The organism is Hahella chejuensis KCTC 2396 (assembly GCF_000012985.1).
Classification (GTDB): Bacteria; Pseudomonadota; Gammaproteobacteria; order Pseudomonadales; family Oleiphilaceae; genus Hahella; species Hahella chejuensis.
Genome location: NC_007645.1, coordinates 6969468 through 6996441 on the forward strand (window position 1 = coordinate 6969468; position 26974 = coordinate 6996441).

Here is a 26974-nt window from a genome sequence, read left to right on the forward strand (position 1 = left end):
CGGGGGTTGGCGTTTACGAGTCGGAACTAGCAAAGTAAGACTTCGAAAAACCCCCGCTTCGCAAGAACCGGGGGTTTTTTTATGGCCCCCGCAGCAAGCGGCCACTGACGGGAACAGAGGATATGAACGGCGCACAATGCATTATCGAGAAGCTGACAAAGCACTCCGTTGACACCATTTTCGGATATCCAGGGGGCTGTATCATGCCTCTGTATGACGCACTCCTCGACGCCGATGTCAAACATGTCCTCTGTCGCCACGAACAAGCCGCCGCCCTCGCCGCCGACGGCTACGCCCGCTCCTCAGGCCGACTCGGCGTGTGTCTCGCCACTTCCGGTCCCGGCGCCACCAACCTGATCACTGGCGTCGCCAACGCTTATATGGACTCCATTCCCATGCTGGTGATCACCGGGCAGGTGCCGCGCGCCCTGATCGGCACAGATGCGTTTCAGGAAAGCGATATCCTGGGAATGACACTGGGAGTCGTTAAACACTCCTATCTGGTGGAAAACGCCAACGATCTGCCGCGCATCATGGACGAAGCCATTGCGCTGGCCATGTCCGGACGGCCGGGCCCTGTCTGGCTGGATATCCCCAAAGACGTTCTGCTGGAGGAACTGTCCACTGACCTGACGCCGGAGTCCCTCGCTCCTGAAAGCAACGTATTCGACGCCCAACAATGGGAAAATCCGTTAGGGCAGGCCCGTAAAATGATCAAGGCCGCCAAACGTCCGCTGATTTACAGCGGCGGCGGCGTCATGCTCGCCAAAGCGGTAACCAGCTATCGTCACTTCGCGGACGCCACAGGCATTCCACAAGTGGTGACATTGAAAGGCATCGGCAATCCCGGCAAACGCAATCCGCTCAATCTGGGAATGCTGGGCATGCACGGCTCCAGGGCCGCCAACGAGGCGGTGGAGCAATGCGACCTGCTCATCGTTATCGGCGCCCGCTTTGACGACCGCGCTACGGGCAAGCCGGGAGCCTTCGCGCCCAATGCGCGCATTATTCACATTGACTGCGACCACAGCGAGATCGGCAAAATAAAACGCGCCGACTGCGTGCTGCTGGGCGATATGCGGGAAATTCTGCGCGCGCTGCGTCAGCCTCTGGAGATCGCGGAGTGGCGCGATCAATGTGTGGCGGGCATGACTCTCAACGGATTCGCCGCCGCCTCAAACGAGGACGACCCTGCGCCAATTCAAGGTCCGGATTTTATCGCCACCATGGACAAAGTGACGCCTCCGGAAGCCATCATAAGCTGCGACGTAGGACAACATCAGATGTGGGTGGCGCAGTATTTTGACTTCAATCACCCACGCCAGCATCTGTCCAGCGGCGGACTCGGGACCATGGGTTACGGTCTGCCTGCGGCGATGGGGGCGCAATTCGCGAAGCCCGGCGCGCCGGTCATCAATGTATCCGGAGACGGCTCTTTCATGATGAACATGCAGGAGCTGGCTACGATCCAGCGTTACAGCCTGCCGATCAAACTCATCATTCTGGACAATCAGCGCCTGGGCATGGTGCGTCAGCAACAGGAACTGTTTTACGCCGGGCGTTACAGCGAGGTGGACCTCTCAGACAACCCGGACTTCAGCGCCATCGCCAAAGCGTTTGGCATCCCCGCCCTGACCATCAGCAAGCGTTGTCAGATGCGCCGCAGCATCGAAACCCTGCTCGCCTATCCCGGACCCATGTTGCTGCACGTGCATATCGAAGCAGACACCAACGTTTGGCCGATCGTAAAGCCCGGCGAAGCGAACACCGCCATGCTGGAGAACAGTCCAGCGACCACTACCGCCAATCAGCAAAAAGGAAAAGCCGCATGAACGCCAAACCACATCCGCAGACGATTTTCGAATGCAAAATATCCAGTCAGCCTGGTGCGCTGGAGCGCGTCATGCGAGTGGTGCGCGTACGCGGATTTCAGGTGGAAGACCTGCGTCTGCAGCGGTTGCCGGACGGCTATGAGGCGCAACTGACCGTTTCCGGCTCGCGCCCACCGGAAACCCTGTTGCGACAACTTCAGAAGCTGTTGGATGTGAAGGGGTTAAAAGCGCTCAATCAACCCACTCAGACCTCAACGCCTGAGCTGGCTTGCGCTTAAGCCGTCCCTGCCGGCGATGGGAGGAGTTTCCTACTCCCCCATCGCCGCAGCGTCCCGCCGCTCCTTCCTTTATGAGCTTAATGCCCGCGATCGGCGATGTAGTCCGTGATCGCCGCGTAGAACTCCATTTCATCAAAAGTATCCGGCCCCACGCCGATCACATCGATGTGGTCCTGATTCAGCACATAGGCAAGCGATGTGGACTGCGCCTCAGTGGGACGATTCAAGTCGCTGACATAACCATACGCGGGCTGTGCATAGATGGAGTCCAATGATCCCCAACGCTCGTAATATTGCAGCCGCTCCCCTTGTTGCTGGGAATTGATCCCGACCAGACCATCGTCGTCACGTTGATTTGCGTTACCGTCGCCCTGCCCTGCAGCGCCGTCGTTATTACAGTCGTCCAGACAGTAGCCGTTGCCATCGATGTTAAACAGCCCTTCCGACACCAACCATAACGCCGGGTTCACATTCAGTCCGCTTTGCGCCGTCATCACTGACGCCGCATGCTCGATATAGGCGCCGCTGGCGGGATAGTTCTGATTGAACGCCTGCATCCCAGTAGTGGCGCCATCTGCTTCATAGTCGCTATAAACCAGTTGTTTGGCCGCCGCCACTGCGTCGTTACCCGCAGCGTAAACGACATTACCGTAGAAGTTGGCCAGCACTTCCACAATGGAGTCGCGGAAATTATCGAGTACGAATTTAGCGACGGGAGAGCCCCGGTGCGGAGAGGAAACGCTGACGTGGGTTTTCACCACCCGATAGCCTTTACGTTCGTAGAGCACGCGCGCCGCTTTGCGGCTGTCTACGCCTCCCTGTGAGTGAGACACCAGATTGACATAGCGGTTACCGCTGGTGGCCATATAGCTTTCGATATTATCAGCCAGTTGCTTACCGCGGACTTCGGAGCTATGAAAAGGCTGTACGGCGGAAACGTAGCTTTGTTGGTTGTCGTTGATGTCGCCGTTGCAGGCGATTTCCAGAAATTTATCGCAGGGATCAAGCACATAAGTGCCGAAATCGTCGCCCCAGTAATCCAGTCCCAGGATATTATTGAACCCGGCCATGCCGTGAGCGAAGACGATGGGGTGCTTGGTTTTATCTGCGTCCCAGGCCTGGGCGGCCGGCGCGCAGACCAACGAAGCGCAGACAAGCGCCGCCGGAACGGCCTTGAGCATTGGTTTCATGTTTTCAGTCCTCATTTTGTTTTTGTTGTAACGAGGTAATACGACTCTTTTGATCGTAATTCGGTTTTTATTTTTGTTTTACGCCGGCGCCGATACAGGTTACGTGGAGGAACTCCGCTCAGCGACATAATGAGTAAACCATAATATGAAGCGTAGTTCAGTTGTACCATCCCCCGAATGTGTGATGGCGCCGACAATATTTCCCATTAAAACTTAACCCGCAGTTGTTGCGGCGCCTTCAGGCTTGCATTCGTTCCGAGTAACCAATAACAATCCCAGGCATGACAAAAATAACAAACGCTACTTCACGTCGAAGCGCCGTCTTGATAACTGGCGGATTCGCTTTAACTCTGATGGCCGCCGTGTTTTGGCATGAGCGGCATTCCAGCGACGCCGCGACGCTACAAGCGCCGGCTGCGCCATCGCCAGCCATGACTGCAACGCTTCCGCAATCCACACCTTCCGTTCAGGCCACAAAGCCATCCCAAGACGCTCTCACTCAACGCAACCTGGAAGAAGAGGAGCTGATCGGCTATTTACAACGCACTTTCGGGACGTATATCCAACATCCCAAAGTTCAGGTCCAGGTTCTGGAAAAGCTGATGCGTTTCGTGCAAAGCCGCTATCCGGAAAACTGGCGTGAACAACTGGCTATTCTAGTTAGCGCCGCCTTTCCTGAACTGCAGGATAGGTTGATGCAGACCTTCGCCGCCCTGGAGACCTATACAGAGTGGATGAACAGCGAACGTTACGCCCTGATGTCACTGAGCGACGCAGAAAAGCGTACTCGCCTCTGGCAAAAGCGGGAAGCGCTGTTTGGCGAGCAGGCCTACGAGATATGGAAAGACCAGTGGCAGGCGGAGCAGTTTCAAGATCGTCTGGCGAACCTGGAACTATCATCCGCTCCGGTGGAAGAGAAAATTACGCAATATAAGCAACAAATACTGGCCAGTTTCCCTGATAAGGCCGAGCGTCTCATCGCTAATAAAAAGCAGGAACTGACCGACCGTTTTCTGAGCCTGCCCTCTGTGCAGGAGCAGTTGCGGGATATGCCCCCGGCGCAGCGCTATGCGCAACTACGCCACTTACGCAAAGAACTGGGAATGGATGAGGCGGCGCTGACCCGTTGGGAGGACCTGGATAAAACCCGCGACGAGCGACGGGCGAACGGCGACGCCTACATGGCGCAACGGCAGGCGTTAACGGGGGGTGACGCACAGAACGCCGCGAGCATTCAGGCGTTACAGCGTAAGTACTTCGGCAATGAAGCGGATATCATCGCCGCCGAAGAAGCCAGCGGCTACTTTCGTTTCGAGAACTCACAACAATACGGAATCAATTGAGGCTCACCAATCAATCTGATTGGTTTTGCGCCCCACTTCCTTGGCTTTTTCCGACCACTCGATCCAGGCGTCGGACTCCTGCACCTGCTGCAGATAAGGGTCAAGGTAAGGCTTGAGGTAACGATATCCGTATCCCCAGAAGTACTCCTCCGCCGCAACGCCAATCACCAGCATAAAGAAAACCACTCGTCCCCAGCGAATCGGCGGACGATAGCGGCGTTCTTTCTTGGCGACCTGAGACACATGCTTTTTGATCGCCTCCGTCTGCTTGGCCGCCGTTTGCGCGCGCAGGTTTTTCAACACCCCGCGAATATCCGCCATGGCCACTTCCAGGGAGGGGTAGCGTTTGTCTGGACGCGTCTCCAGCAGACGATTAATCAGCTCCTGCAGCCGGTTAGGAAGCTCGGTAAATCGCTTGCTGCGCACCAGACGCTGTCCGCGAACCACCGGCGGCTGACCGGTCAACGCGTGATAGCAGATAGCTCCCAACGCGAACATGTCGCCCAGAATGCCCTGGGCGTCCGCATTTTCGTACCAGTTCGGCTCGTCAGAATCGGTATAGTGAGCGCGCAAGCCAAAGTCCGTTAGCTTGATGGAGCCATCTTCGTCCAACAACAGGTTACTGGGACGCAAATTGCCATGCACAATCCGATTGCGGTGGGCGAACGCCAGCCCCTCCGCAATTTGCTCCGCCCACTCCACCACTTTCACCGCCGGCAGCGGCGCCAGCATTTGTTCCGCCATAGAGCCGCCAGGAAGATACTCGGTCACGATAACGTAACCTTTATCCACCTTCGATACCGCAAGAATCTTGCAGATATTGGGATGATTGAGCCGCGCCAGCAGCTTGTGCTCCTTGATCCCCGGCGTGTCACCCGGCAGCTTCTTCATGATCAGCAGCTTCTGTTTGCCCTGATCTTCATATAAATAGACGGAGCTATGACGATCTTCCTTCAGCACGTCCAATAGAGAAAACTTGGATTCAATCGCTTCACTGTTGGACAGCGCCCTTTCTTTCTGCGCTTTACTGAGGTGACCGCCTTGAAGAATGTGCAGCAATCCATTCTTCACCTCGTCCGCCGAGGCCGGTCGCTCCGCCGGATCTTTCTCCAGACAGCGCATGACCAGCGAATTCAAGGCTGGCGCCATATCCGGCTCAAATTTGCGCGGCGGCGGGATTTCCCCTTGCGGACAGACTCCAGTGAACAGCTCGTACATGAGAATGCCAAGCGCATAGATATCGCTCTGCACTGAGGCGGCGTCCGCCGACTTGTGCTGTTCCGGCGCCATGTAGGCGGACGTACCCATAATGTTGCTGGTCTGGGTATGCAGGGTTTTCGGTTTGCTGGACGAGTCGTAGAAATGCGCGATGCCAAAATCCAGCACCCGCGCCTGCCAATCATTATCGATAAGGATATTGGAGGGCTTGATGTCGCGGTGGATCACGCCATTTTTATGTGCATAGGCCAACGCCTTGCACAACTGCACCAACACATCCATCTTGCGGGAAAAGTCGAGCTTGCCGCGATTGATGGCGTCCTCAAGGGTCATGCCTTCAACATATTCCATGACGAAATAAGGACGCCCTTTGCCAGTAACGCCCTTATCAATGACATGAATGATGTGAGGGTGGTTCAGTTGCGCGATGATGAGAGATTCTTTTTCGAAGCGCTCCAGAATCTCAGGGTGATCTTTTAAGTTGGCGGATAGTATTTTTATGGCGACAGGACGTTGCAGCGACTCCTGCATGGCTTTGTATACAGTCGCCATGCCGCCCTCGCCCAGCTTGCTGAGAACTTTGTATCCCTGCCACGCCATGTAGTTATCTTTTCCGAATTAGATGCATTAGTCCGTCGCCGGATCTATCCAGGGCGCTAAAGAGCGAACGCCAACGCCAAAAACAGCAATGCGGCCAGTATGCCGCCTAAAGCCATGTAACGCCAAGGCCGTCCCGAAGCGGAGTCGGATGCGTTCGGCTCAGCGAAAGGCGGCATAGGCCGGGTTCTTTCGCCGGAATGGTCACGCCTGGGGGCGGCGTTGCCGTGCGGCGCGCCGTCTTTATCGGTCACTATCAGCACGGTAACGTTGTCATCGGCGCCATTAGTGAGGGCGATTTCCACCAGTTCATCGGCTTTACTCTGTGAATTGCCGCGGCGCGCCAGCACTTCCTGTATCCGCTCCTCGGTTACAACGCCATGCAGACCATCACTGCACATCAACCAAACATCTCCCGCCTGCCGGGGCACACGATAAGCATCCACGTGCAGACCATTCTCACCCGCCGCGCCCACCGCCTGAGTGAGCACATGGCGAATGCGCGCCGCTTCTTCTTCCGATAGACCGGTGCTGCGCTGTGCGACGGAATGGTCTTCCGTCATCTGCATGATGAGGTCGTCCCGCAACAGATACACGCGACTGTCGCCTACCCAGGCCACTTCCATTTCATCAGGATGCGCGTGCAACGCAGCGATGGTGGACGCCGCGTAGCCGCGTTCGCCAGTGATATCGTCGCCTAACAGGGATTGGTGGGCGAGCAGAATCGCCTGCTCCAATGGATGCCCGGCATGCACCGCTCTTTGCATGGACTGACATACGCTCGCACTGGCGACTTCCCCACTGTCGCCCCCTCCAACGCCGTCGGCGACGGCATAGAGACTTGTCGATTCGTCTACTAATCCATTATCCTGATTTTGCTGCCGCCGGCCGGTATGAGTTGCGAAACCTACTTGCATTAAAAGATTTCCAAGTCCCTGATTCATGGGGATTAAAAAAGTATATTTCTTTAGTATAGATGGGTTTTCAGTTTAGTTTCCTTGACTATACTCTAAAGTGTTAAAGCGCCTTCTGACCGGCAGAACCTTAATTCAGTAGTCATTTCCACAAGTGTGAGCGTAACGAGGCCCCTAGCAGCATGCTGAAACTGCAATTCACCGATGGAAGCCGGGAGAGCATCTGGCTGGTAGAACCGCGCCTGAAAATAGGTAAGCATTCTTCCAACAACCTGGTTCTCAACCAGCCGGACATCCAGGACTTTCATGCCGAGATCCGTTTGCAGGAGGAACAGCTGTATCTGCTGAACCTCAGCCCCGATTATGTCGTGGGCGTGAACGGAAAAAAGGTGCAAAAAGCCGTAAAAATCAACGAAAACGATACCATCCAACTGGGAAAAGCCCGCTTTAAAGTGGTGCATCCCGGAGCCGAGCATAAACCGAAACACGAAGCGCCGCAAAGCATCGCCCATAATGAATGGGGCCTGCATACCAACGCCAGTTGGGCCAAACAGTCGTTTTACCCGATTGAAGATACGGTCATCATCGGTCGCGACGAACAGTGTGACATCACCGTGCCGGTCTCCCATTTGTCGCGTCAGCACGCCCAGTTGACTGTGGCGGGAAATTATATGTTGGTCAAGGACTTAGGGTCCACCAACGGTACTTACCTGAACGGCGAGCGTATTACCCAAGGGCGCGCCAAAAGGGGCGATCGCCTGCGTTTTGACGTCGTCACCTTTACCGTGACCGGACCTGAAGATGACGGCGACCGCACCATCGTACGTCCAGACGCCGTCGCGCCAGCGCCATCACCCGCGCCAACCGGTGATGAAACCGTCGCCAATAATCCGCCGCCGCGTCCAGCGCGTCCTGCGGCGCCGCCCAAAGCCGCCAGAAAACCCGCGCAAGAGAAACCCGCTCCCGCTCATGAAGTCGCAGTTAAGGCGGAATCCAAAAGCGGCTATCTGCTTTACACCGTCATCGGCTTCGCCGTGGTGTTCGGCGCGTTGTCAGCCTTCTTCCTGCTCCGGTAAGGATACCGGTCGGGGCATCCCCAGTTACATTTTGCTCATGGGATTTCCTCCACCTTGCCCCTATAATAGGCGGTCGCCCCAGAACAACCTGCACAGCCGTTACTGATGTCTAATCCAGACCGTTTTCAGCAGTTTTTTTCCACAGACTGCCCGCAGTTCTTTCGTCCGCTGACCAGCAAATACCGCGAAATGATCGTGGAGTGTCTGCGTTTGCTGTATCAACGTTTCTACAGCAGCATGGCGGACTACGGACACGCCCTCAAGCGGGAGCAGATGGTGGAGATATTTCAAACCGCCCTGACCCGCGCACCGGAGTTGGAAACCGATGAGGACAGCGAAACCGAGGGCCGTTTCCGCACGGATCGCGACAAGGCTCTGTGGATACTCAATACGCTGATTGATTACGGATGGCTGGAAGTACAGGTGGACGAGGTCACGCTACAGTCCAGCTACCACTTCAGCCGTAAAGGGCGCTTGTTCACGCAGCCGTTTTTGGAGCTTAGCGGCGCCTCGGTGCGCACCCGTCACCGCAATACCCGCAATACCCGTAATGCGCTGCGGGCGTTTATTGAAGCCGGTGAAGTCCACGATCTGCTGGACGCCTATGAATACTCTGAGCGCATCATCAGCGACTTCACTGATATCATCACCGAACTGGAAGACCGTAAACGCCAGCTGGTGAAAGAAATTGAAATCACCGCGCTGATCAAACGAGCCAGCGATGAATTCTTCGACTTCATGGATAAACGCTTCCAGCCGGACTTGTCTGTGCGCCTGTCGGCGGACTCCGTGGAGAAGCATCGGGACGAGATCATGTCCCAGGTGCGTCAGATTCGCAGACTTCCCAAAGAGACCAAGGCGCACGCGGAAAGCGAGTTGCGTCGACTGCTGCCGGACCGAGTGGTGGAAGGGCAATCCCTGCTCTGGCTGTTGCTGGACAATATAGAAATCCGTCTCACCAACGCCTGCGACATCATGTTGCCGGCTCTGCGCAGTGCGCTGCGTAACTTCACACGACGCGCGGACATCATTATTCGTCAAATGAGCTATCTGGCCAGTCAGCGCCATAATGACATGGTGCAGATCTGTCAGGAGCTGACCGAGCTGCCGGCGGAAGAGCAACGGGCGCGTCTGGAGCGCGCAGGAGCCCTGATGGCCAACCTCAATGTCGGCCTTATCGACCCCAAACAGATCAGTCTGCGCGAAGGCCGTCGGAAAATCACCGTGGACAGCCGGGTGCTCAACGACGAACCGCTGGACCAGGGCGCTCGCAAAGAGTTGTTCATACAACACGCGCTGGATCAGGCTTTTGTCATCAATGACGACCGCACCCGTCAATATCTGATTCAGGCGCTACGGGGCGGCCAGCGCATCCAGACCAAACATCTGCCCATTAACGCCGCTCCCGATCTGTTGGCGGCGATGCATGCCGTGGAGCTGGGCTCCGTGTCAGGCCTCTCCAGCGAATACGAGTTCGTGGTAGAGCCGACAGGGGATCTGGTCAGCAATGAATATTTACTGCAGGCGGATGATTTCATCATCGAAGTACGACCGAAAAAAGCGATGCAAGACACCTTATGATTCTGAGTCAATGCCTTGAAAATGAACTGTCCTCCGAAGGACTTCAGTTAACGGACTTCAGCGAACTGGCGCTGCGCCTACTGGATTACAGCATCATCTGCCGCGATGAAAGCCTGATCGAACAAACTTTATATGATCGTTATCTGCGCATCGACAAGCTGGTGGACGATTATCTATCCGTTCTCGGCGTGCGTCTGCTGCACGACCGTCAGTTCCAGTACATCCGCGCGTATCCGCCGGGAGCCGAGGCGCCGGGTCTCGATGACGAGGTGGACCAGCCGTTCAACACCGGTTTGCGCGCGCGTCTGAATCAGCAGGAGATCGCCTTGATCCTGGTGTTGCGCAGCCAATACGACAAAGCCCTGCGCGAAGGTCAGGTGGACGATCAGGGTGGCGTCACGCTCAGCTTTGAAGCGCTCTCTATCGCCATGAAAAACCTGCTGCAACGCACCCTGCCGGAAAACCTGACGGAACGCCGTCAGCTGCTGAAGCGCCTGCGTCAGTTGCGACTGTTGCAATTCAGCCAGGAAGACACGCTGGAGAGCGGCGAAAGCTGGGTCCGCATCCGCCCGCAAATCGTCAACTTCGTCAGCGATGAAGCGCTGTCCGCTTTGCGCGGCGAAGAGGCGGAGCAGGAGGACGCAGCGGCGTCCCCGGAAGAGATCTAACAGGCGGAGTTGGCCCATGGACGGTAAAAACACGGCGGCGTCCACTATCAGTGATTTGAGAACACCATGTTTCTAAAGAAATGCATCTACGTTAACTGGGGCAACATCCCCAACAGCGAATTCGATTTCGGCCCTATCAACCTGCTTTCCGGGGGCAACGGTTCCGGTAAAACCACGTCGGCGGACGCCATTCAAACAGTGATGACCGCCGCCCACGATTACCTGTTCACCTATAACCCGGGCCAGGATGAAACCACCCAACGGGGTCGCGGCGGCAAACAGGTGCGTACGCTGTCTTCTTACGTTTTGGGATGCGACGATGGCAGCTTCGCCCGCCTGGAGCCCACCGAAGGCTACATCGCCGCGTGTTTTCACCCCACCATGGGAGAATCCGCCGAGCCTTTCACCGCCATTATCTGCTGCCGCGCCCACATTGATCAGGCCGGCTCCCAGCGGGTGGCGCGTCAGGACGACCTGTTCTTCCTGATACTGCCGGGAGCGGAAATCAGCCTGTCCGCCCTACAGGGCGAAGACGCCAGCGGCGACAAGTTCGTCATGCCCATGGACAAGATCGTTGCGCGCCTGCGCAAAAATTTCGAGGTGGAGAAATACGACACCAAGAAGGGCTATCTGAAACGTCTTTACGGCATTCTGCGCGGTAAAACCCATGAAGTGCCGGAGCGGGAAGCGATGAACGCCGCGCGCGCATTCTCCCGCTTCATGGCCTACAAGCCAGTAAAAAGCATCAATGATTTCGTCGCCAATGAAATCCTGGAGAAAAAAGACCTGGGCGAAGCGATCCGCTCTGTCTCCGATCTGCTCAAAACTATCCACGGGATGGAGAGCGACGCTTCCCGCCTGAAGAACGCCATTCGCATTCTCAGTGACGCCATGGGCTATGGCGAAAGCTATATTCAACGCTGGATCGATTTGAATGTCTGGCAATACGTCGCCGCGCGCCACCAGTATCTGACGGACCAGGAAGCCTATCTCACCGCCAAGAAGCAACAGAAGTCCTTGCAGGATGAGAAAGTCTCCAACCAGCAGGAGCGCGACACGCTGGAAGCCCGCCACGACCAGATTGAGGGCCGCCTGTTGGAGCTGACCGCCAAGCGTATGGGCCATCAGCCGCTACAGCAGAAAGATGAGCTGGAGAAACTGATCGCCGCCAATGGACGCGCCCTGCATGAACAGGCGCCAGGGCTGCTGGAGCAGAATCATCGCCTGGACGCCATCTTCCAGGCGACTAATAACATCATCAATTTGATGAAAAACCAGAATATTCTGGATGACGCACCCCGTCTGGGCCATAAGGATGTGTGGGCGGGGGCGCTGGAGTTCAGCCAGCTCAAGCAACACGGTCAGGTGGACTTCGCCGCTCTGCTGGGGCGGGATTGGGTGGATATCTCCCCTCTTGAAAACCACCTCGAACAGGCGTTATTAATTCAGCAAAAAGCCAATCAGTGGCAGCGCCAGTGGCACGACGGCGAAATCAGCGCTGACGGCGTCAGTCTGCGCGACCAAGTCAGTCGCGCCCTGCACCGGCGGGAAAGTCTGAACCAGAAGCTGGAGCAACAACGCCACCAGAAACAGGCGGAAATCGAAAGCCTGGAGACGCGTCAGGTTACTTATCCTTACCACGTAAAAACAGCGTTAGAAGCGATTCGCCGGGAATGCCCCGAGGCGGACCCCAGGGTGCTTTGCGATTACGTCGAGATCAAAGACCCTAAATGGCAAAACGCCATTGAAGGCTATGTTGGCGGCGGCCGCTTCTCCATTCTGGTGGAGCCGGAATACGAAGCCCGCGCCACCCGCATCCTGCGCTCGCTGAAAGGAAGCGGACAGGCCCGCGTTATCCAGGGCGAGAAAGCCCGTCGCGACTGCGAACGCATGAACCTGGACAAAGACTCCATCATCCACGTCATGGAGTTCAGCCACGCCACCGCGCGCTACTACATCACCGCCAGCTATGGCAACGTGCTGCGGGTGCGTTCAGAAGAAGAGCTGCGGATGACCCGTCGCGGCGTCACCGCCAATGGCCTGGGCTCCGGCTCTTACAGCATGTTCCGTTGCGACGTGGCCGACAGTGAGCTGGTATTTGGCCAGCAAGCGCGGGAACGCGCCTTGGACGCCAAAAGAGAAGAGCTGCAGCAAATTCGCATTGAGCATCAGCGCGCCAGCGAACAGTGGCAGGAGCTGTCCAATCTGCTGCGCGCCGCGGACCAGATCAAGCCGTTATCCTATGCCGACCGCCTGAAAGCCATGCTGGACATCCACCGGGAACTGCGCGAAGCGGAAGATCGGTTGGCTCATCTGGATCTGGCTGACTTTGAATTGCTGGAACAAGAACTGGAGCAACTCAAGCAGCAGGACAAAGAACTCAAGCAGCGTATTGAGGTTCTTCTTAAGCGGGAAGGCAGTCTGCAGACCGAACTGGCGCAGAAGGCCGACCTCTGTAAAGCGCTCAGCGAACGCAAAGACGCCTCGGAAACCAAGCAGGACGAGAAAGAAGAGTCCCTGCGCTCAATTGCGTCCCTGTGGCCGAATTTCGATAGCGAAGCGCGTCTGCAGGAAGCGGATCAATGTGCGGAAAGTATCCGTTCCGATCAGCTGCATCTGGAGTTGCAAGACACCCAGTCCAACATTGAAAGCCTGGCGCGACAATTCGAAAACAAATTGATCGAGCATAACCAGTCGAGCAATCCTTTGGATCAGATCGCCTATCTGCCTGACTATGACCAGATGCACAACCGCGCCTTCTTCAGCCGCATTTGTGAAGTCAGCCGGGAAATCGACAAAATCCGCAACCGCCTGAAAAACAACATTCTGGTGGAGAAACAAGAGAAGCTGTCGCAGTTGAAACTGGCGTTCAACAACACCTTCGTCACCCACCTCTGCCACGCCATTTATCAGGCCATCAATGACGGCAAGAAGATCCTGGAGGACATGAACCGGGAGCTGGAACACCATCGTTTCGGCGCCGATCGCGAATCCTTCCGTTTCGACTGGACCTGGGTGCCGGAATTCAAGGAATACTGGGATTTCTTCAAGGAAATCATCGCTCTGCCCAATCTCGGCGAAGGCGCGACGCTGTTTGACGCAGAGTTGTCGAAGAAAGCTTCGCAAGTGCGCGATCGCATGATGGCGATGTTACTGTCCGACGACGAGCAAAAGGCGATGCGGGAACTTGAACGCATCTCGGACTATCGCAACTACCGCAATTACGAAATCTACAAGGAGCCGCAGGGCAAACAACCGATTCCGCTGTCTCAATACGGCACCGGCAGCGGCGGACAGTTGGAGACCCCGGCTTACATCATCCGCTCAGCGGCGATCACCTCCGCATTCCGCTTCAACGAAGGCGACAGCCATCTGCGTATGGTGCTGGTGGACGAAGCCTTCTCGAAAATGGACGAAACCCGCTCCCGCGAAGTCATCAACTATCTGACCCAGACGCTGGGTCTGCAACTGGTATTCATTATGCCGACCAGCAAGTCCGGCCCCTTCATGGACCTGATCAGCAACCAATTCGTGTTCACCAAATGCCCCACCACCCGACCAGTGGGAGAACTGCAAACCCGCGTTCTGGTGGACAGACAAAAGTGCAACCAGGAAAAAATCGCCGAACTCTGGGCCAACCACCGCAAACAAATACGCCACCAGTTCGCGCTGGATTTTATGGAGGAATTTGGTTAATCCCCAACAAACCGAGACTATACCATTTGGGAAATTAAACATTTAGAACATGGACGTTACTATCACTAGTTTTAGCTCTCTAGAACTCTAGAACTCTAGAACTCTAGAACTCTAGAACTCTAGAACTCTAGAACTCTAGAGGGGAACAACAGCGAATATAGTTTACAAGGATGAGACATGTCCAAAGTAGAGTTTTTTGTTGGCGGTGGTGGAGATAAAAAGGACTGGATAACAACTATAGCAGCCCCAACCAATTTGATGGAAAGCGTCAAAAATTATCGTCAAAAATCCGCGCCTAATATTACCTGCTATTACTACGGTCACGAAGAAGAAACACTCATCCTGACTAATATTAAGTCTAAGTGGAAATCAGGCGAATACAAAAGCATACGGTTAACAGGCCATAGCTGGGGAGGGCAAGCCGTTATGGACATAGCCCAGCAGCTTTTCAGTCTAAGCATTCCTGTTGACGAACTCATTACTTTAGATCCAGTTTCTTTATGGCCGTTCAGCAAAGTAATGGTTGCCAAATGGGTGAATATCTATATAAAACAGTCACTCATAGATAATACTATCGGAAAAATCCCTTTGGTTGGCAACATTGCCAGTAGCTTACTATCCCTACCTTCTTTAGCTACTCAATCCGGTAGATCCGGCGGCTATATAGCTAATGTAGGAGGACAATTAGGAGAGGAAAATGGCGCTTATAATATTGAGTTGGATGTGACACATGCAGATGCGTTGTTAATGTATAAGAAAGCCCGTGAAGAGATGAGCCATGCTCCTCTAAACCCTAAAGTTATAGGCGTCAAGTAATGATTCGAGTGAAAGATATTTATATGTTACTGCCAGCTCTATCAATTTACGCAGGGCTTAGCGGTTGCGCCAGCGAGCAGGTACTCATTACCGATCCTACTGTTGCAGTTGCCCACATTTCCAAAGGGAATCAAAGCCTGGATTTATTTCCAGGCCGTTATCTCAGTATCGCATTTAGCGCCAATAGTGAGCATATCGATACACGCGATCCACTTTTGCAAGTTCGGGCGGAACTTTTTAAAGATGGCCGCTCGGTGGGCAGTTCAATCGCGATGGGTCCGTATGTCATTAGCAATAATCAAATCGATGAGCGACATTTTAATGGTCAGCGTTATATCGCCTTCGATTTCTCCAATCTAATGGTGGAATCAGACCATGGCGAAATTTCCGTTGCCTTGGCTGAATCCGATTTTGACACAGTTGAGTTCCAACTCCGATATCCTCTCATGGGAACTGGTTTTAAATTCATCAGTAACCCTGTTTCCTTCTCCAAAACAGAAATTCTGAACTCGCTTAAACTGCTCCCAGTCAAGTACGAGTAGCTTAAGCCGTCAATTTCACGGGAATTGCTCCATACTTAGAGACAATACTGGGTTCAATGAGTTTTGGAGACGCACATGGACAGTCGATCTTGGCTCTTTGGGATTCACCTCATCACCGCACTGTCGCTATCCCTGGCCGCTTTTTCGACACAGGCTGCCGGACGCATTTTCGGCATCGCCGGCAAGCCCTGACTATTCAACGCTTTCTCTCTGATTCTATTTGTATTTTTAGATAAGACGACCTAACGCCCCTAGGGTTTGCCCCAGGCTACTTCCGCTGTTTGCGTCCGTTACACTAACCGGCTCCCTATTTTCCAAATGACGCATATAGAGTTCCAGCAGACGTAGGTGACAGATATGGACGGAGTAGTGCTTGATATCAATCATAACAACCGCGAAGGCGTGTTGAGATGTCATCAGGGCAACCGTTACGCCTTCAGTCTGGCTGAGTGGAAAAGTCAGGAAGCGCCACGACGCGGCGACAAAGTAGACTTCCTTCCCTTAGGCACGCTGGCGACAGAAATCTACTTTCTGGAAAGAGCCGCCACGCCGGAACAGCCCTCTGCGCCAAGCGCGGCGGCGCATGCGACAGGGCCTGTTCCCGCCGCGCAAACGGCGCCGCCATCGCAACCAAGACAGCGTCCCAGCGTAAGCTCCTCATCCGGCAAAGCCACGTTTTCCCATACATCTGGCTTGGCCGTCACCAGTTTTATCTTCAGCCTCATCGGTTTGTTCTTCTTTGGCTCCCTGGTGGCGATCATCTGTGGACATATCGCCCTCCACAAAATTCGGGCAAGCGCAGGCGTGCTGACCGGCGCAGGTCTGGCTATCACCGGGTTAGTGTTGGGTTATCTTGGGTTTTTTGGCTCTATTCTGTGGATTGGCTATCAAGCGTATCAACAACAGCTTTGATGCAGCCCTGAGACAGGAATATTCTCTCCCGTTCAGACCTCGCTTCTGATAGAGCATATCAATCGGAAGCATAGTTATGATTATCTTTTACAATAATGAGAATCATTCTAATCTACTCCTGACAGACACGCGGCTACCGTGGTACGGGGGAGTCAGACATGATCAAAACGTTTACCTTCGCCATCATCCATTTCAGCGTCGCCTTCACCGTGGGGTACCTGTTAACCGGCGACCTCATCGTCGGGGGCGCTATCGCATTAGTGGAGCCACTGTGCAACACTGTAGCCTACTTCTTTCATGAAAAGGCCTGGGAACGGTTCGGCCGGTTATCCAAGCCCGCCTCCTCTCCCCATGCAGTAGTACACGGAGCCGGCGCCGCTAGCGGTTAACCTTCCTTTCCAACCAGGCGGATCAAGGAGGCGCCATGAACAGTTTTAACACTCTCTCCGATTTATCCGTCGGAGACCGCAGCTACCGCATCCATCTGTTACCTTCGATGCCCGCGGAATATAAGGTCGAACGGCTGCCTTATTCCATCAAGATCCTGCTGGAAAACCTGCTGCGGCGAGAAGACGGCTATAGCATCACCAAAGATGACATCGCCGCTCTCGCGCAATGGAACGCCAGCGCCCAACCCAGCGCACAGGTTGCGTTCACGCCGGCGCGGGTTGTCTTGCAGGATTTCACCGGCGTTCCAGTAGTGGTGGATCTGGCCGCCATGCGCGACGCCATGATGAACCTCGGCGGCGACCCAAAGTTGATCAATCCTCTCGAACCCGTTGATCTGGTCATCGACCACTCCGTGATGGTCGACTATTTCGGCGACAACAACGCCCTTGCGCGCAACACCCAAATCGAATTCGAGCGCAATGAGGAACGTTACAAATTTCTGCGTTGGGGACAAAAAGCGTTTTCCAATTTCAGAGTAGTCCCTCCCGGCACCGGTATCGTGCATCAAGTGAACCTGGAATATCTGGGACAGGTGGTGATGCAAAAAGAAATCGACGGTGAATGGTTCGCCTACCCTGACACCCTGGTCGGCACTGACTCTCACACCACCATGATCAACGGTCTCGGCATATTGGGTTGGGGTGTGGGCGGTATTGAAGCGGAAGCCGCCATGCTGGGGCAGCCGGTCAGTATGCTGGCGCCGGAAGTTGTAGGCTTCGAGCTCACCGGCAAGCTTGCAGAAGGCGCAACCGCCACAGACCTCGTACTCACTGTCACGCAAATGCTGCGCAAGAGAGGGGTGGTAGGAAAATTCGTCGAGTTTTACGGCGACGGCCTAGACCACCTGCCTTTGGCGGACCGCGCCACTATCGCTAATATGGCTCCGGAATATGGCGCTACCTGCGGCATTTTTCCTGTGGATAAAGAGACGTTGGCCTACCTCAAGCTTTCAGGTAGAGAAGAGAGCCTGATCAAACTGGTGGAAACCTACGCCAAAGCCCAGGGACTGTGGCGGGAAACCGGCTCTATTCCAGCGGAGTACAGCGATACGTTGACGCTCGACCTGGGATCGGTAATACCCAGTCTGGCCGGCCCCAAACGCCCCCAGGATCGCGTCGCGCTTTCCGACGCCAAGACCTCCTTTGAAAGCACCTTACAGGATTATCTGGATCTGAGTTCCGCTCCCGACAGCAAAGGGAGACAGGAGGGCAATGGGGACGCACATCAACTTCAGCATGGCGACGTAGTGATCGCCGCCATTACGTCTTGCACCAATACATCTAATCCGGCAGTAATGCTGGCTGCAGGACTAGTGGCGAGAAATGCGCGACAACGCGGGTTAACCGTCAAACCCTGGGTGAAAACGTCCCTCGCGCCCGGTTCCCAGGTCGTGCCGGCTTATCTCAAGGCGGCGGAGTTGATGGATGATTTGGAGGCGCTCGGCTTTAATCTGGTGGGATTCGGCTGCACCACCTGCATCGGTAATTCCGGTCCACTGCCAGAGCCCATTCAAAACGCCATCCGCAAAGACAAACTCATGGTGGCGTCCGTGCTATCCGGTAACCGTAACTTCGAAGGCCGCATACATCCTGAGGTGCGCGCAAACTACCTGGCCTCGCCGCCACTGGTGGTCGCCTATGCCCTGGCCGGCTCTATGCGTATGGATATATATAAGGACCCCCTTGGCCAGAATAAAAATGGCGAAGATGTATATCTGAAAGATATTTGGCCTTCTCAAAAAGAGGTAGCCGACCTCATCGCCGCCACGGTTTCTTCTGAGCGCTATCGCAGCCAATACGCGGATGTCTTTGCAGGGACTGACGCCTGGCGCGCATTACCGGTTCCAGAAGGAAAAACCTATGATTGGCCCGACTCCAGCTACATCAAGAAACCTCCGTTCTTCAGTGGTATGACCTTGTCACCGCCCCCTCTGCCGAAAATTGGACAGGCGCGGGCCCTGGTGAAGGTGGGCGACTCCATCACCACCGACCACATCTCCCCTGCCGGCTCCATCGCGCCGGATAGCCCCGCCGGCAAATATTTACTCGAATGCGGCGTTGAACAACGGGATTTCAATAGTCTCGGCAGCCGGCGCGGCAATCATGAAGTGATGATGCGCGGGACCTTCGCCAATGTCAGATTACGCAACCAACTGGCGCCCGGTACGGAAGGCGGCTGGACCACCCATTGGCCCAGCGGCGACGTCATCAGTATTTTCGACGCCGCTTCACGCTATCGGGAAGAAGAAACACCCCTGATCGTTATCGCCGGTAAAGAGTATGGTTCAGGTTCAAGTCGCGACTGGGCGGCCAAAGGCGTCAGCCTGCTCGGCGTGCGAGCAGTGTTGGCGGAAAGCTATGAACGCATTCACCGTTCCAATTTGGTTGGCTTCGGCGTTTTACCGCTACAGTTCATGGACGGTGAATCTGCGCAGACATTGGAACTCGATGGAGAGGAAACTTACACCTTCAGTTCTTTGGAAAACTCACCCAAAGCAATCACTGTCACCGCAGTAAATAAAGAAGGCGACAAAAAGACATTCGACATGGTCGTGCGCATTGATACGCCAACTGAGTGGGATTACTACCGTCATGGGGGAATTCTGCAATATGTGGTGCGGGATCTCGCCGGCAAGTCGACTTCCTGAGATAAAGCCACACTCCAATAGCGTTAAGAGCACACCAGGCCGAACGGCTCCGCCGCCACGGCCTGTGTGGGCTTTCGCTTCTCTTACGCGCACCATTTCGAACACTTAATAACCAGTTTAAAAAATATTGATAACTTGATGTTTTTATATCATATTCATACAAGTGTTATTTGCCGCGCCTTTGTGGCCATAGCATTATTCCCTAACGCTGAGACAGGCGGCATGCACGGTTAGGCCCGCCTATTAGGTCCGGGAAGTTTGACTCAAAACCAACACTCAGCATGACCCAGTATGGTGAACATGACCACCAAGAAAACCTCTCCGGAGTTTGAGCGACAGCTGTTTCGCATGGTGCGGGAAGCCAGATGTATAGGGCGCTCTAATGGCGTTTTCAAAGTCGGCCCTGATTTCTCCACTAAACGAATTGAGAATGTCTTGAGCCGGCTGGGATACAGCTTCGCCTCACACCGCTCAGAGAAAGAAGACGGCGTTTACTGGGAGCTTTGTCTGATGGTTCCAGAGATTCTGGAAGAAAGGATCATCCCGGCGCATTTGCGTTCAATGTGACGAGAAGTCGGAAAAGGAGCGAGTACTTCATGGGCGCTAACGCAGCAGCGCACTCTCGCAAAATGGAAAGGGAGTTTTTGAGCTAACTCCTGGTTCAGGCCGACGTCTCCGTCGGCCCACTCCATCGGTAGCGTCGGTTACGCTTGAGAAGATCTCCTGCGCAGCGACAAACCGAGCATGCCCAAACCTAGCAGCGCGAATACTCCCGGCTCGGGAACTTCGCTGGTCTCAGCCGCGTCTTTGTCCTTACCGGCGACTCCTGTGAAAAAGAGTTCGTCCAGACTGTAAGTTTCAAACAGCGCAGCGAAAGAGCCTTCCAGGAATTTGATCGAAGAGAAGCCTTGGTCCAGGGCGAAGCCCCAGAAAGTGCCGCTCAACGTCGGAGCCATTTCTTCGACAACCTTACTGCCGTCCAGCAGCTCAATTTCCATCTTGATGCCGGTCCCCTCTCCTCCGGGGCCGGCCAAGTCCCAAATGCCGCCAAAAGAGCTGGCGCCGCCTTCAAAAGTGAAAACGGTTGGGGAATAGGTGTCGCTAACACGGTCATAGAACTTCCCGCCGCTGACCGTGGAGTGGCTCCATCCTGAAGAAATACTTAGTCCTGAGGTTAACGCGTCCCGGTCGAAACTTTCGACCTCATAGGCTCCTGTTGTTAACGCCCAAGCAGCTTGATCCGTGTAAATGTCTACAATGGCGGCTTGAGCAGACCCTACAAAGGCCACTGCACTACTTGCTAGAAACAATGCATTAATAACCTTGTGCATGGTTACTCCTTATAATTTTGATTTTGGAGTTACCCGAAAGGCACAAAGTATTCCCTGGTATAAAAATATAATAAAAAACATATCGTTATATTTTTAACCAATATAAAAGTATATTTCCTCAGTAAAGTTAATGGACACAGCCTTTAGATATAGGCCTGACAAAATTTAACCAATCTATAATTTCACATTTAAATAACCGCAAAAAAGATATAGGTGTTAAGTAATAGTCCCGATAATTTCGGGAATGGCGCAAATAGACTTTTAGGATTATTTACTAAGGACTATATATAGGAATTTACTCAATCAATCCTTTATAAACGGATAAAAATCCAACAAAGATAATAATATGCCATATATTTTGGCGGAGATTCCCCTCTGTAATACGCCGATTAAACATGCAGTTATTCTCTAATGGGATTTCACGGGAATAGCGAGACAATTATCGTCAACTTTTTTTACACTTGTAGTTTTCACGCTAAAAACAAGTTCCTTTTGTCATTTTACCTGCGATGCTGATCACAAAATCAACACTCAGCCAGGGAAAACCGTTCCGACATTCCCTTCACTGAAGGCCTTGGTGACTGCGACCCGCTGAGAAAACAGATCAGACCATGTCTAGTGCGACTGGGAATCTTCGCAGATTTTCATCCAGCGACTTCATCCGTTCAGGACTGTCGCCCCGGAAATAACAGTAGAGTCTAGGCGTTTTGTCTGCGTTATCTCCGTCCAATTGGTAGGGATTACGCGAAGTTCCCTGGGGGGCGGATAAGTAATCGCTGATAGCGAAAAGATGATGTTGGTTCAGCAGATGTCCCCAAGCGTCGATATCGGTACGCAAATACAGAGGCCCATCGATATTGATAACAGAAGAGTCAAACTCCCGCAGAGGCGAAATGACGCCTAGGCGGGCGACCAGATCATACTGATTGGCGAAGTTTTCAATATAAGGCAGGGCCATTACGCCGCCGCCCATCTCAATGGGCATGTTTACTTTGGCGATGTAAGTCATGGTATTGGCGCAATTAGCGAAGGTGTACACCTCCAATTTCCGGAGCAATTTAATTGCATAAGCGTTAAAGCCTCCCTCATCCATCAGGCCAAACTGATCCGGCGTAAGGTGCGCCAAAGCCAGACGATCAATGAATTCCAAATTCGCCCAGTCATTACATTCCGGGTTGTATTTCAACTTCTGTAGCGCCTTCAGGGCGCGGCTGATCGCCCGCAGAACGTTGGCGGCGATAATGGTTCCCTGAGAGTGGCAGATCAGCACGATGCGCTCCAGCGCAGGATTTTTCATTGCTTCCAGCAATGCTATCGTCGCCTTAACGTCCGGTTCGGTCATGGTCTGCGGAATCTCCAGATCCGGATCGATCTTGAAGCTTTTTCCTACTGCGCATTGAAACAAATCCAAAAGAAACGAGCTGGTCTGGTTATGAATCACCGTCACCGGGCGCTGAAACATCTGACTGATCAGCTGTGAGTTAAGCTCCGCAATGGCCTTGTTGGTCAGAATGCCGTTGAGAAAAAACCAACGCTCGTTGCTGAATGATGTGACGGAATCGAACGGGTCCGCCTGCTGAAAATAGTTACTGGGACGCCAGAATAGATTATTGACGAAGGGCGGAAGAAAGGTGCGCGCCCATTTATTGGGTAAATGTGAATAGGCCGGAACATTGGCGTCCGCCAGAAACCCGAGCGTACGCTTCAAACGCCAAAGGTCGAGGATAGTGTATTCCGACAACTCGCGGTGGGGCGGCGGCCAGCTTGATATCGGGCCAAAAATGGATTGCAGATAGAACGGCGGAAACATCTTCAGCGCACCGCCGACCACCTTCACCAAGTCGCTCCAGGCGTTTTCTTCCGGGAAGGGAATGAAGTTGGGTTCGGTATAGCCGGACTCCTGTTCGGCCTTACTGATTACGGGACTGATCGTTGTCACGGCCATCACACACTCCCTGCGTCTGGTTAAACTGTCTTAAGCGTAGCCCCACTTTGCGGCGGCGCCAAACCGACGCGCGCCGCATTGTCCGCCAACATCCATTATCGGGATCAGAACGGTGATCAGGAATCGCTTATCAAAGACGACTGATCTCTTCCTGGATTTTTTCCAGTCGCTTCTCATTGGACGGATGTGAGCTCAGAAAGCTGGATTCCCCGCCGACTTTCTTCTGCAAAGTCTCGATAGAGCGCTTCATCGCATAGGGATCTTTGCCCAACCGGTGCAGCGATTTCACGGCGTAAGCGTCCGCTTCCAGTTCATCCGACTGGGAAAAGCGCGCATTCACCGCGGCATAAGCGATTTGTCCCAACTGCGACTGGGTCAGTTCACCTACTGTGCCGCCAGCTGAAACCACCGCCTGAAATGCAGCGTCCGTCAGCAGCTTCTCGCGCATCTGTTTGTAGCTGTGTTTGAGTTTGACGTGGCCAATCTCATGTTGCATGACCGCCAGCACCTGGTCGTCGGGCATAACGTCCATCAGGCCGGAGTAGACCCGTACTGTGCCGTCCGCCATGGCGAAAGCGTTGATCTGGTCCGACAGATATACTTTATAGTTGAGCGTCAGTCCGTCCGCGTTTTTAAGATTGCGGGTGATCGCTTCCAGACGCTTGGCGTATTTGCTGCTGGACGGGGCCACTTTATTTTCTTTGTCCATCTTATCCGCCGCCTGCTGGGACACGGATTTCACCTGCTCTTCCGACAGGGTGGTGGCCTGCAGCACGCCCGCTCCCAGCGCCAAAGCGGAATCGGTGTAAGCGCCATTATTGGCGCAACCGGACACCAATCCCAGGCTAAAAATCGGGGCGGCGACTAAAGGCAATAGATGTTTTCGCAACATTCTCAGGCTTCCTCAGCTATGGTTGAACGGACCCGCCGGCAGGCAAGCCCGGAATAAATCATTCGTTCAGATATTCAATTCGTGCGCTAGACGTACATTAGAAGACATGCCGGCGTCGCTGGCAACTTTCCTCTAAGCATCGTCGCCGTGATTTCAGGGTAACTCCCCGATCAATCCGCAACGGTTAAGGTAACTCCCAAACCTGCGGCGAATTCCTGCAGGGCGGACAGCTTGTCCTGCGACAGCTCCGCACTGAGCGTGACGTGTTCGCCATACTGCGCGGTAGCGTTCCGGGCGCCCTGTTGCTCCAGCCATAACCGCAATATCTGCTCATGGCGGAAATCACAGCCCAGACTCACGCTGGCCAGGGTTTCCCGCAGCTGCACCGGCAATTCCTGCATCGCCTGCTGGGCTGCGCCTGAATAGGCTCTCACCAAACCGCCCGCGCCCAGCTTAACGCCGCCGAAATAGCGGATGACGATTACCATGACATCGCCAACGCCCTTATGTTGCAGCACGTTCAAGATCGGCTTTCCCGCCGTGCCGCTGGGTTCGCCATCGTCGGACATGGCCGCGCTCTGGGCGGATTTCGGATTGCCCAACAAATAGGCCCAGCAATGATGGCCGGCGTCGGGATAATCCTGCTTCGCCTGAGCCAGCATCGCCATAGCGGCTTCCCGACTGTCCGCATATCCGGCGCGGGCGATGAAACGGCTTTTTTTCACTTCAGAGACAGTTTCCACTGCCGCCGCCGGGGCAAAGTAAGACATTAATCCTCTCTCGTGTTTTCCAGGTCAGCGCAAATTTCAGGTCAGCGACAAGCCGCCATCGACGGCCAGAGTATGGCCGATCACATAAAGCGAATGGCAATCCGTCAGGTCGCAGGCGTAGCACTCCACGACGTCCCAATTTGGATGCGCGGCCTTGGCGTCTTTTCAGTTGGCGTCGTTTACGCCACAGGCGACCACGCGATTTTCCTCAGGCAACAGTTTTTTCACCACAGCCAGTCCGATACCTTTACTATTAATCAGGCAGCCAAATAGCTTCCTTCTATTTGTCTACAACGCCAGGGCCTGCGCATGTCAGGCCCAGTCTCCCGCAGCTAGCCGCCGCGGCCACTAACGCAATCCGAGCATTCTTTTTATCCATGAGATCATTTCTATGCTGAGTAATAACGAACATCAAGACGCCATTATTGCGCTGCAGGCTGCGATGAAAGAACTCTGGGACGCTTCCTATGCGGAGCTGCTGCAGCGCGCCGGAAGCCATAGCGAAACGGCTGTCACATCGGCTGCCGGAAACCGCTATCTGATAATGATTGATATAGCGCATCCCAATCAACTGGAATGCGCCTTGGAAATCAGCGGATGTCTGGCGATGATGCAAGATGGCGTTGCGGTTAAAAGCCGCACCGGGGCCAGTTTTTACGTCACGCCAGACGACCTCAAAGTCGGCGACTACTTGGTCGCCAACGCGCAGTAGGTGGTCATTTGTCCACGTTTTTCCCGCAACATTTCTATGCAGGAAAAGCCCCCATGGCGCAACAGCGCCATAACGCTATCTTCAGAGTAAAGTGTATTACCATGACGTGAAATCGGCTGTCGGCCCCGCTGTTTCTCCGCACTAAATCCCAACGCAACAGACCCGCCATTGGTCAGTACGCGATATATCTCGCGAATATTCTCTTCAGGGTCCGGCCACCAATCCAGTGTATTGGCGCTGCACACTTTCGTGAACGCCGCGTCATCAAAAGGAATACTTTCTACGGACGCGTTCACCAGCGTCACCCGTCCCGAGGAGATAAGCTTACGATTATGACGCGTCACCTGGGACACCCTGGTCGCCGATGTATCAATGCCAGCGACCCCACCGTTGGTGGTGATATGCGCCATTTCGTGAATGAGTTTTCCAGAGCCGAAGCCAATTTCCAGCACACGATCGGAAGGTCCAATGCACATGGCCTGCTTCATGAACTGATTGAGTTCGTGGTTGGCGTTGTTCATGACGCTGGCGAATATTTCCCCAAGAAATCCCTTCGGATGCCTTAGATGACGGGCGACAAAAGCATCGAAACTCATTGCTTCTCCTTGCGAACGTCCAGCGCTGAATTCGTCTCAGTCCCAGCGGCTATTCCAGGTTGCCTTAGCGGCGGATTGTTTGGCATTCTGACCCACATGCACAATGCAGTTTCCCTATACTGAAGTACGTTTTATATGAAGCATATCGTGGTAATTACAGGCGCCGGAATCAGCGCCGAAAGCGGCATTCAAACTTATCGCGGCGAGAACGGTCTGTGGCGCGAGACTGACTATAACGAAGTCGCCTCGCTGATAGGTTGGCGCAAAGATCGCGAGAAAGTGCTGACCTACTGGAACGCGCAACGCCGCATCATGGCCGCTGCTCAGCCCAACGCGGCGCACTACGCTCTGAGCCGACTGGAGGAATGCTATCTGGTGTCCATCATCACCCAAAATGTGGATGACCTGCACGAGCGCGCCGGTTCCAATCAGGTACTGCATATCCATGGCGAATTGATGAAAAGCCGCAGCTCGGTAAACCCCAAGCTTGTCTATCAGCATGGCGACCGGGACATCAACCTCGGGGACAAGTGTGAAAGAGGCAGCCAGTTACGACCGGACGTAGTCTGGTTTGGCGAACCTGTGCCTCTGTTCTCGCAAGCGCAGAAAATCGTACATAGCGCAGATATCATGCTGGTCGTCGGTACATCCCTGGAGGTGTATCCCGCTGCCTATCTGGTGGAAAAGCGCGTACGCGGCGTCCCTATGTATATTGTCGATCCTAACGCTGATTCAGAGGCGCACGACGCAGAGGTGATAAATGAACCCGCCACCCAGGGCGTAGTCACCTTGGTCGAACAACTACTTGAACAGGCCTGAGCCCCCTATTTTCCTTGATATCCTTATGGTTCAGGTCCTCCTCATCTCTCCATTTTGACCTATATCAGAGCCGCGTCGGACTTGCCACGTACAATACGCCGCTTTCTTGTCAGGCTGTCTTATTTTTGACCGAAGGCGGTCGGCGCCGA

At 54.3% G+C, this 26974-nt stretch carries 23 protein-coding genes; 15 read left to right on the forward strand and 8 right to left on the reverse strand.

Annotated features, from left to right (window positions below; genetic code table 11):
• Nucleotides 1–122 precede the first annotated feature (122 nt).
• The gene (gene ilvG / locus HCH_RS30950) at nucleotides 123–1832 is read left to right on the forward strand and encodes an acetolactate synthase 2 catalytic subunit (protein WP_011400526.1); all 1710 of its coding nucleotides are present in this window, start codon (nucleotides 123–125) and stop codon (nucleotides 1830–1832) included.
• Nucleotides 1829–2110, forward strand: coding sequence for an ACT domain-containing protein (locus HCH_RS30955; RefSeq protein WP_011400527.1), 282 nt, complete (start codon nucleotides 1829–1831; stop codon nucleotides 2108–2110). The genes ilvG and HCH_RS30955 overlap by 4 nt, the downstream gene beginning before the upstream one ends.
• A 77-nt stretch (nucleotides 2111–2187) precedes the next feature.
• Here HCH_RS30955 and HCH_RS30960 read toward each other — a convergent pair whose 3' ends face one another.
• Nucleotides 2188–3300, reverse strand: a complete 1113-nt coding sequence (locus tag HCH_RS30960; protein WP_011400528.1) for an esterase/lipase family protein — start codon at nucleotides 3298–3300, stop codon at nucleotides 2188–2190.
• A gap of 353 nt (nucleotides 3301–3653) precedes the next feature.
• Between HCH_RS30960 and HCH_RS30965 the strand changes: the two genes are divergently transcribed.
• Entirely contained in the window at nucleotides 3654–4643 is a 990-nt protein-coding gene (locus HCH_RS30965; RefSeq protein ID WP_049781174.1) for a hypothetical protein, read from the forward strand.
• A gap of 3 nt (nucleotides 4644–4646) precedes the next feature.
• Here the strand turns inward: HCH_RS30965 and HCH_RS30970 are convergent, their stop codons facing one another.
• Together HCH_RS30970 and HCH_RS30975 are read right to left on the reverse strand one after the other, a co-directional pair.
• The gene (locus tag HCH_RS30970) at nucleotides 4647–6461 is read right to left on the reverse strand and encodes a protein kinase domain-containing protein (protein ID WP_011400530.1); all 1815 of its coding nucleotides are present in this window, start codon (nucleotides 6459–6461) and stop codon (nucleotides 4647–4649) included.
• 56 nt (nucleotides 6462–6517) lie between these two features.
• On the reverse strand, nucleotides 6518–7375 hold the full coding sequence (locus HCH_RS30975; RefSeq protein ID WP_148212700.1) for a PP2C family protein-serine/threonine phosphatase: 858 nt from the start codon (nucleotides 7373–7375) through the stop codon (nucleotides 6518–6520).
• 179 nt (nucleotides 7376–7554) lie between these two features.
• Between HCH_RS30975 and HCH_RS30980 the strand changes: the two genes are divergently transcribed.
• From HCH_RS30980 to HCH_RS31030, 10 genes are all read left to right on the forward strand, one after another.
• Nucleotides 7555–8448 (forward strand): FHA domain-containing protein, encoded by an 894-nt coding sequence (locus HCH_RS30980; RefSeq protein WP_011400532.1) that lies wholly within the window; start codon nucleotides 7555–7557, stop codon nucleotides 8446–8448.
• 105 nt (nucleotides 8449–8553) lie between these two features.
• Nucleotides 8554–10029, forward strand: a complete 1476-nt coding sequence (locus HCH_RS30985) for a Wadjet anti-phage system protein JetA family protein (protein ID WP_011400533.1) — start codon at nucleotides 8554–8556, stop codon at nucleotides 10027–10029.
• The gene (locus tag HCH_RS30990; protein ID WP_011400534.1) at nucleotides 10026–10697 is read left to right on the forward strand and encodes a DUF4194 domain-containing protein; all 672 of its coding nucleotides are present in this window, start codon (nucleotides 10026–10028) and stop codon (nucleotides 10695–10697) included. Before HCH_RS30985 ends, HCH_RS30990 begins: the two co-directional genes overlap by 4 nt.
• Nucleotides 10698–10763: 66 nt before the next feature.
• The gene (locus HCH_RS30995) at nucleotides 10764–14393 is read left to right on the forward strand and encodes an ATP-binding protein (RefSeq protein ID WP_011400535.1); all 3630 of its coding nucleotides are present in this window, start codon (nucleotides 10764–10766) and stop codon (nucleotides 14391–14393) included.
• A gap of 177 nt (nucleotides 14394–14570) precedes the next feature.
• A complete protein-coding gene (locus tag HCH_RS31000) occupies nucleotides 14571–15209 on the forward strand; it encodes a hypothetical protein (protein WP_011400536.1) in 639 nt (212 codons plus the stop codon).
• Nucleotides 15209–15751, forward strand: coding sequence for a hypothetical protein (locus HCH_RS31005; RefSeq protein ID WP_011400537.1), 543 nt, complete (start codon nucleotides 15209–15211; stop codon nucleotides 15749–15751). The genes HCH_RS31000 and HCH_RS31005 overlap by 1 nt, the downstream gene beginning before the upstream one ends.
• Before the next feature lie 357 nt (nucleotides 15752–16108).
• Nucleotides 16109–16663: a DUF4190 domain-containing protein gene (locus tag HCH_RS32875; RefSeq protein ID WP_011400539.1), complete on the forward strand. Its 555-nt coding sequence runs from the start codon at nucleotides 16109–16111 to the stop codon at nucleotides 16661–16663.
• 158 nt (nucleotides 16664–16821) lie between these two features.
• Nucleotides 16822–17052, forward strand: a complete 231-nt coding sequence (locus HCH_RS31020) for a DUF2061 domain-containing protein (RefSeq protein ID WP_011400541.1) — start codon at nucleotides 16822–16824, stop codon at nucleotides 17050–17052.
• 35 nt (nucleotides 17053–17087) lie between these two features.
• Complete coding sequence (gene acnA / locus HCH_RS31025; RefSeq protein WP_011400542.1) at nucleotides 17088–19760, forward strand: aconitate hydratase AcnA; 2673 nt, start codon at nucleotides 17088–17090, stop codon at nucleotides 19758–19760.
• A gap of 300 nt (nucleotides 19761–20060) precedes the next feature.
• The gene (locus HCH_RS31030; protein WP_148212701.1) at nucleotides 20061–20327 is read left to right on the forward strand and encodes a hypothetical protein; all 267 of its coding nucleotides are present in this window, start codon (nucleotides 20061–20063) and stop codon (nucleotides 20325–20327) included.
• A 137-nt stretch (nucleotides 20328–20464) separates the two neighbouring features.
• On the opposite strand, the gene HCH_RS31035 is transcribed toward HCH_RS31030, so the two are convergent.
• From HCH_RS31035 to HCH_RS31050, 4 genes are all read right to left on the reverse strand, one after another.
• Nucleotides 20465–21091 (reverse strand): PEP-CTERM sorting domain-containing protein, encoded by a 627-nt coding sequence (locus HCH_RS31035; RefSeq protein ID WP_011400544.1) that lies wholly within the window; start codon nucleotides 21089–21091, stop codon nucleotides 20465–20467.
• 604 nt (nucleotides 21092–21695) lie between these two features.
• Complete coding sequence (locus HCH_RS31040; protein WP_011400546.1) at nucleotides 21696–23036, reverse strand: hypothetical protein; 1341 nt, start codon at nucleotides 23034–23036, stop codon at nucleotides 21696–21698.
• Nucleotides 23037–23166: 130 nt separating this feature from the next.
• Nucleotides 23167–23928: a M48 family metallopeptidase gene (locus tag HCH_RS31045; protein WP_011400547.1), complete on the reverse strand. Its 762-nt coding sequence runs from the start codon at nucleotides 23926–23928 to the stop codon at nucleotides 23167–23169.
• A gap of 170 nt (nucleotides 23929–24098) precedes the next feature.
• Nucleotides 24099–24698 (reverse strand): YigZ family protein, encoded by a 600-nt coding sequence (locus tag HCH_RS31050; RefSeq protein WP_011400548.1) that lies wholly within the window; start codon nucleotides 24696–24698, stop codon nucleotides 24099–24101.
• 391 nt (nucleotides 24699–25089) lie between these two features.
• Here HCH_RS31050 and HCH_RS31060 point away from each other — a divergent pair, with 391 nt between their 5' ends.
• Nucleotides 25090–25410, forward strand: a complete 321-nt coding sequence (locus HCH_RS31060) for a hypothetical protein (protein ID WP_011400552.1) — start codon at nucleotides 25090–25092, stop codon at nucleotides 25408–25410.
• Here the strand turns inward: HCH_RS31060 and HCH_RS31065 are convergent.
• A complete protein-coding gene (locus HCH_RS31065) occupies nucleotides 25386–26006 on the reverse strand; it encodes a class I SAM-dependent methyltransferase (RefSeq protein WP_011400553.1) in 621 nt (206 codons plus the stop codon). The two genes, HCH_RS31060 and HCH_RS31065, sit on opposite strands and share 25 nt — an antisense overlap.
• Before the next feature lie 135 nt (nucleotides 26007–26141).
• Between HCH_RS31065 and HCH_RS31070 the strand changes: the two genes are divergently transcribed.
• Nucleotides 26142–26825: an SIR2 family NAD-dependent protein deacylase gene (locus HCH_RS31070; RefSeq protein WP_011400554.1), complete on the forward strand. Its 684-nt coding sequence runs from the start codon at nucleotides 26142–26144 to the stop codon at nucleotides 26823–26825.
• Nucleotides 26826–26974: the final 149 nt, after the last annotated feature.